Origin of the sequence: Mesorhizobium sp. M1A.F.Ca.IN.020.06.1.1 (assembly GCF_004023265.1) — a bacterium.
Classification (GTDB): domain Bacteria; phylum Pseudomonadota; class Alphaproteobacteria; order Rhizobiales; family Rhizobiaceae; genus Mesorhizobium.
Genome location: NZ_RZSR01001436.1, coordinates 1 through 983, shown reverse-complemented (window position 1 = coordinate 983; position 983 = coordinate 1). Strand labels below are relative to the sequence as shown.

1 protein-coding gene is annotated in these 983 nt (G+C 65.6%); it reads left to right on the top strand.

Annotated elements, in window-relative coordinates; translation table 11 throughout:
- On the top strand, nt 1–983 hold a 983-nt coding region (locus tag EOA60_RS34660; RefSeq protein ID WP_164899848.1), incomplete at both ends, for a transglutaminase family protein.

Here is a 983-nt window from a genome sequence, read left to right as displayed (position 1 = left end):
GGACGGACCGCCTGGAACCTCGGTCGATTTCACCGACCTGCACGCCTGGTGCGAAGTCTATATTCCGGGCGCCGGCTGGATCGGCTTCGACCCGACTTCCGGTTTGCTCACCGGCGAAAGCCATGTGCCGCTGGCGGCGACGCCGCATTTCCGCAATGCCGCGCCGATCTCCGGCATGGCGAGCTTCGCCAATGTCGATTTCGACTTCGACATGCGCGTCGATCGCATCGCCGAGCATCCGCGCATCACCAAGCCGTTCTCGGATGAAAGCTGGGAGGCGCTCGACGCCTTGGGCAACAAGGTCGACGCGGTTTTGCGGGAACAGGATGTGCGGCTTACCATGGGCGGCGAGCCGACCTTCGTGTCGATCGATGATTTCGAGTCCGCAGAATGGAATACGGCGGCCGTCGGTCCGACCAAGCGCGACAAGGCGGATCAGCTTATCCGCCGGTTGCGCGAACGCTTCGCGCCGGGCGGTTTCCTCCACTACGGGCAAGGCAAGTGGTATCCGGGCGAAAGCCTGCCGCGCTGGACCTTCTCGCTCTATTGGCGCACCGATGGCGAGCCCGTGTGGCAGGACGCTTCGCTGATCGCGCGCGAAACGAGCACCGTCTCTGTCGGGCCTGAGCAGGCCGCAAGCTTGCTCACGGCGATCGCCGCGGAGCTCGGCATCGACAAGGCGATGGTCGGCGAGGCCTATGAGGATCCGGCCGATTGGCTGCTCAAGGAGAGCAAGCTGCCGGATAATGTCGACCCGTCCAACTCGAAGCTGGAGGATCCGGAAGAGCGCAGCCGCATGGCACGTGTGTTCGAGCGCGGCCTGACCAAGCCGTCAGGCTATGTGCTGCCGGTGCAGCGCTGGAACAGCCAGGCCGCCGGGCAGCGCTGGCGTTCGGAAAAGTGGAAGACGCGGCGCGGCCGGCTGTTCCTGGTGCCGGGCGATTCCCCGGTCGGCTATCGGCTTCCGCTCGGCGCGCTGCCTT